The organism is Mesorhizobium escarrei (genome assembly GCF_935825525.1).
Taxonomy (GTDB): Bacteria; Pseudomonadota; Alphaproteobacteria; order Rhizobiales; family Rhizobiaceae; genus Mesorhizobium; species Mesorhizobium escarrei.
Genome location: NZ_CAKXZT010000055.1, coordinates 1 through 5,859, shown reverse-complemented (window position 1 = coordinate 5,859; position 5,859 = coordinate 1). Strand labels below are relative to the sequence as shown.

At 59.4% G+C, this 5,859-nt stretch carries 4 protein-coding genes and 2 pseudogenes; all 6 read left to right on the top strand.

All coding sequences use genetic code 11. From position 1 onward, the window contains the following. A partial coding sequence (locus NMG80_RS04190; protein ID WP_301942548.1) for an adenylate/guanylate cyclase domain-containing protein occupies positions 1 to 1,088 on the top strand: 1,088 nt, incomplete at its 5' end. A gap of 235 nt (positions 1,089 to 1,323) precedes the next feature. Continuing rightward, positions 1,324 to 3,069, top strand: a complete 1,746-nt coding sequence (locus NMG80_RS04185) for an adenylate/guanylate cyclase domain-containing protein (RefSeq protein WP_254016967.1) — start codon at positions 1,324 to 1,326, stop codon at positions 3,067 to 3,069. A 48-nt stretch (positions 3,070 to 3,117) separates the two neighbouring features. Further along, positions 3,118 to 3,645, top strand: coding sequence for a cytochrome c (locus NMG80_RS04180; RefSeq protein ID WP_254016966.1), 528 nt, complete (start codon positions 3,118 to 3,120; stop codon positions 3,643 to 3,645). A 125-nt stretch (positions 3,646 to 3,770) separates the two neighbouring features. After that, positions 3,771 to 4,031 (top strand): annotated as a pseudogene (locus NMG80_RS04175) (adenylate/guanylate cyclase domain-containing protein); the annotation flags it as partial. A 131-nt stretch (positions 4,032 to 4,162) separates the two neighbouring features. Beyond that, positions 4,163 to 4,864 (top strand): annotated as a pseudogene (locus tag NMG80_RS04170) (molybdate ABC transporter substrate-binding protein). Positions 4,865 to 4,979: 115 nt separating this feature from the next. Next, positions 4,980 to 5,570, top strand: coding sequence for a VOC family protein (locus tag NMG80_RS04165; protein WP_254016965.1), 591 nt, complete (start codon positions 4,980 to 4,982; stop codon positions 5,568 to 5,570). Positions 5,571 to 5,859: the final 289 nt, after the last annotated feature.

Sequence of the window (5,859 nt, the reverse complement as noted above, 5' to 3'; positions counted from 1 at the left end):
GGGGCGCATTGCCGCCCGCCAGCCAAATCGCATTCTGCGCAACGACTGTTTGCGTCACCGAGATGGTCGTAGCGCCCGATCTGCTCATGGATGCCCGATTCAATCAAATCCCCTTTGTTACGGGCGAACCGCATTTCAAGTTCTATTGCGGCATTCCGCTTGTGACCGAAGCAGGTTATGCGTTGGGGACACTTTGCGTGATGGATTTCGTGCCGCGTCAGCTGACCTTTGAACAGGGTGAGGCACTACGCCGCCTTTCGCGCCAGGTGCTGGCCCAATTGGAGTTGCGCCGCAAACTCATCGCGTTCGACCAAGCATTGAAAGAGCTGGATCACGCGCATGTGGACTTGGTCGCCGAGAAGGCGCGTACCGAAGAGCTGCTCATCAACATCCTTCCAGTGTCGATTGCCGACGAGCTCAAGAAGAGCGGCAAGGTGCAGCCGAAATATGAGCCTTCGGCGACGATCCTATTTGCGGACTTCAAGGGCTTTACCCTACTGGCCGAACGCATGGAGCCGGCCGCGCTCATCGGGCTCCTGGACCAATATTTCACAGCTTTTGATGAGATCGTAATGCGCCATGGGCTGGAAAAGCTCAAGACGATCGGCGATGCTTATATGGCCGTTGCCGGCGTGCCTACGGCCAATCGCCTGCACCCAATCGATACTTGCCTCGCGGCGCTGGAAATTCACGCGGTCACGGCGCGCATGAAGGCGCAGCGCGAGAAGATGCGGTTGCCGGCACTGGAGTTGCGTGTCGGGATCCATACTGGGCCGGTCATATCGGGAGTCGTCGGCCGGCGGAAGTTCACCTTCGATATCTGGGGCGATGCGGTGAACACGGCGGCGCTCATGGAAGCGAATGGTGCTCCCGGACGGATCAATGTTTCGGAAACCGTGGCGGGAAATGTCAAAACGCTGTTCGAACTGGAGCCGCGAGGCGTCGTTGAGACCAAGCATGGGCGCATGCTCGACATGTTCTTCCTAAACCGCCTGAAGCCGGAGTATTCGCGCGATGCGGACGGCCGCATGCCAAGCGAAAAATTTGTCACTGAATGCAACCGACTGCTCAGCGGCTTTCCCGGCTAGGAAGAGAACAACCGAATGAGCCGTTGGCAGAGTACGCCATCAAAAAGAGCTATTGGCGCGCTCGAGGCGACGTGCGCATCGGCGAAAGCGTCAAAGAACCGGCTGGTTGGGATCTAACCTTTGGCTGCCATGCGCCGATGGGGCGCAATGTTCGACATTAGAATTCCAGCCCCAGCACCGTCATAGATTGTTGGCTAAGAATGCTCTACTCTCTGTGACGGGAGGAAATCGGGGCATGGAACGCCGCCTCGCCGCCATTATGGACGCTGACGTGGTCGGCTATTCGCGTCTGATCCGGTCCGATGAGGATGGCACGCTCGCGGCGCTCAAATCTCTGCTTACTGACCTCATTGGGCCGAAAATCGCGGAACATCATGGGCGCGTCGTCAAGTTCATGGGTGATGGGGTGTTGGCAGAGTTCGCCAGTGTCGTGGAGGCGGTGAGAGCCGCCGCCGAGATGCAGCAGGCTCTAGCTGAACGCAATGAAGTCTTACCGAAAGGGCAACGTATCGAGTTCCGCGTCGGCGTAAATCTGGGCGACGTGGTGATCGATGGCGACGACATCCACGGAGATGGTGTCAACGTCGCTGCCCGTTTGGAGGGATTGGCGGAACCGGGCGGTGTTTGCGTATCGGCGGCAGTCTATGACCAGGTGCGCGATCGCATTGAGTTGCCGTTCGAGGATCTGGGGGAACAGCGGGTCAAGAATATCGACCGGCCGGTGCGCATCTGGCGCTGGGTTCGTGACACCGTGGCGTCGTCGCCCAGTGTTGATCAGATGCCGCTCCCGGAACGACCATCGATCGTGGTCCTTCCCTTCAACAACATGAGCCGCGATCCCGAGCAAGAATACTTCAGTGACGGCATAACTGAGGATATCATCACCGATCTCAGCAAGGCATCCGGCCTGTTCGTCGTCGCGCGCAACTCGGCTTTCGTCTACAAAGAAAAGACATTCAGTGTCCCTCACGTATGCCGCGAACTCGGCGTCAAGTTCGCTGTCGAAGGCAGCATTCGAAAGGCCGGCGACCGGGTTCGCGTCACCGCCCAGCTGATCGATGGCACAAGCGGCGGACATCTCTGGGCCGAGCGCTACGACCGTGACCTCACTGATGTTTTCGCGGTGCAGGACGATATCACGCAGCAGATCGTCACTGCGCTTAAAGTCACGCTGAGCGAAGCGGAAAAATCCCTGATCGTCGATGGCGGCACGCGCAACGTGGACGCGCATGATGTTTTCTTGAGGGGTCGCGAATTGATCTACGGGCTCAAGAAAGACCGTGAGATGTTTGATCGGGCGACAGCCCATTTTAGGCGGGCGATAGAGCTCGATCCGAACTACGCCGCACCCTACGCGGGCTTAGGCATGGCCTATTTACTGGATTATCAGAACCATTGGAGCGACGCGCCAGAGAGGTCACTTGATCAAGCCGATCGCTTCACAGCCCAAGCGATCGCCAGGGACGACCAGGACCCCTTCGCCCATTATGTCGCCGCAATGGTGGCCATGTTCATGAGGGACTATGAGCGATGGGCCCATGAGGCCGACCGGGCGTTGTTGCTAAATCCCAACTACGCTCCCGCGCTCAACATGCGGGGCACCGTTCACATTTATACGGGAGAACCCGCCAAGGCCATCCCGTTGATCGAACGGGCGATACGCCTCGATCCGATTTCACGACAGCAGCACGTACATTTCCTGGGCACCGCTTATTTCGTAGCCGGCGACTACGAGACTGCGGCGGCTTTGTTCAGGGATCGTATCGCACTCAATCCAACCACCGATTTGTCGCGCGCGTTCCTTTCGTCAGCGTTGGGCCATCTGGGCAAATTGGACGAGGCCGGCGAGGTTTGGCGCGAGCTCAAGCACATCAATCCGAGGTACTCCCCCGTCGAGCATGTCGGCCGCTTGCCGTTCAGGGATCCCTCGGATGCGGAGAAATTCACTATTGGCCTGCGCAAAGCGGGGCTGGTGCAGTGACCACGCCACAAAGCCCGGCCGCGTTGCGATAATGAAAGGGAGGAAACGATGCTTCGGACACCAGTTCGCCTCGCGTTCTTGACCGCGTTGTTAGCTGCGCTTTCTTTGGTCACAGCCATTGCCGACGACGCGCAGATTAAGCGCGGCGAATACCTCGTCACGATCGGCGGATGCAACGACTGCCACACGCCGGGTTACTTCTTCGGAAAGCCCGACATGTCGCGCTTTCTTGGCGGCTCGGACGTAGGCTTCGAGATTCCTGGTCAGGGTGTTTTTGTCGGCCGCAACATCACGCCGGACAAGGAGACCGGGATTGGCAGTTGGACCCCCGAGCAGATCGTTGCCGCGATTCAGACGGGCGAACGGCCGGACGGCCGCATCCTTGCGCCGATTATGCCTTGGCACGCTTTTGCGCATCTGACGGCCGATGACGCAACGGCGATCGCAGCATTCCTTCAAAGCGTGAAGCCGGTGGGCAACCAGGTCCCGGGCCCGTTCAAACCGGGGGAAAAGGTCTCGAGCTTCATGTTCCGGATCATGCCGCCGGGCGAAACCGCAGCCGCGGCGCCGAAATAGGCCGGGTCCGACCAGCAACGAAATTCGGCGTCACGGTCTCGAATCCGAGGGTGTGGCAGGGCAGTCATTGCCCAGACATGCGCGTCGGCGGCGTCCCTGTCACCGTCGAAGTTGTGAACGGGCGGGCGGAGTGGTTCGATCGCGACCTGACCGACATCTTTGCCGTGCAGGACGACGTCACACAGCAAATTGTCGACGCGCTCGCACTGAACCTGACGGAGGGCGACCAGCAACGGCTTGCGACCGAGCAAACCGACAACCTGGAGGCGTATGACTGCTTTCTGCATGGCCGAGAGCAGGTGTGGCGGTTCACGAAGGCGGAAAACATCCAGGGCCGGGAACTGTTGCAGCGGGCCATCGAACTCGACCCGAAATTCACTCCCGCCTAACCCCAAGCCGACCTTCATCAACCCGTTTTGCTACCCGATAGCCGACATTCGCGGCAACCAGCACTGATGACCCGTTGCGGACATTCCGTATATGGTGAGAGAGCATCCAGCGCAGAAGGGGCGCGTTAATGGGCGATGAGATCCAGCTCTTTGGAGCCATTGCGGTCCGGCCGGCAGTCCTCCCTATCATTGCGTCGTTCGAAACGGCGACTGGGCTCAGCGTAGCGAGCAAGTGGGAACTCAACCCGAGGGTGAAGACTCAGATCGAACGAGGAGAGCCCTTCGACTTGGTCATCACCAATCCGAATCTAGTTCGGGACCTGACTGCAACCGGATGGGTGCTGGCGGGGAGCCAGGTGCCATTTGGTCGGATCAGCATGGGCGTGGCGGCAAAGGCGGGCGGCCGTGCGTTCCGCGTCGACTCCATCGAAGCGTTCGAGCACGCCCTAAAGAATGCCAAGTCGATCGCCTACGCTAGCGACGGAACCAGCGGTGGCTACTTCACCGGCCTGCTCGAACGGCTGGGGCTGGCGGCTGAGGTGAAGCCAAAACTAGTGCCTATATTGGAGGGCAGACGGCGACCAGCATGGCTCGTGGCGAAGCCGAGTTGGCAGTTGTTCCGGTAACCACCATCCTCGCTGCCGCCCCTGACGTTATTCTCATTGGTCCTTTCCCTGTGCAACTCCAGAGCCACATCGACTTCGACCTCGCCATAAGTGCCGCCACGAACACAGACGCCGCTAGACAGTTGCTGAACTTCCTGTCCTCGCCCCGATCTTGATGAGTCCCTCGCGGCCACAGGCATCGAACGGCGGCCTAGGCAGATCTGATCCGCCATTGAGCGACGTCCGCAAATGGCGCTACCGAGCCGGCCAAGGCATTCGCCTAAGCCGTGCAGGCAAAGAGCGTTCAACGTCTCAGCCGGGTGGAACGCGGAAAATCCCCATGCATCGAACAGCCTCTTTGCGGAGGCCGTTCGCGTTCAATGATGTATCGCGGCTGCAGGTCGCCCGGTTCAATGCGAAATGGTATGCTCGTCACATTATCGGCAAGGGAGGGTTCGGTATGCCTGTAACCGTTGGTGCGCACCATCTGACGTTGTTCACACACGACATGGACCGTTTCATTCGCTTTTATGGAGAAATCTTCGACGCGGAAACGAAGTTCGACCTGTCCGAGCCCGGTCCCGGTGGCGGCACGCTTCGTCACTCACTTAACGACGTTGGAGGTGGCTTTGCCCTTCATCCGTTCCAAATGCCGGAACCAACGGGGTATGAAGATGGGTCGATGCAGATGGGCAATAGAGGTCATATAGATCATCTTGCGCTGAAGGTAGACGATGAAGAGTGCTCGCAGGAAGTCAGGCGACGTCTGGTGAAGGCCGGCGCTTCGGATGGGACCATTACAGATTTCGGCGCTGTCCGTCTTGTGACCTTCAAGGACCCGGATGGAATGGAGGGCGAGGTCGCACGGTGGACCGATAGCAAACGCGTGCTCGGCTTTGAAGAACGCAAGCGGGAGCTTTGGCTAGACTGATCGCGAAGGTCCGCATTGGGCAGATCCTGCCTCACACCTGTTCTCCCGTCATCGACTGCAACGGGTCGCCTCGAGCCGTTGCGCGAAGGGCAGCTTTTGAGAAGGGCGTTTCGGATGCCGGCCCTCTACTGAGATGGCGTGGCGCCGGGGCCGGCGTCCGAAAGCCTCCAGGGAAAGAACCCGCGGGATGGATATCTCGGTTTGAGTCTATGGGGATTTGACGGTTCGGCTTGGTCCGTTGTGACCGTACCGATGGGCTTGGTGGGTGGGCAGGCGTAGCTCGACGGGC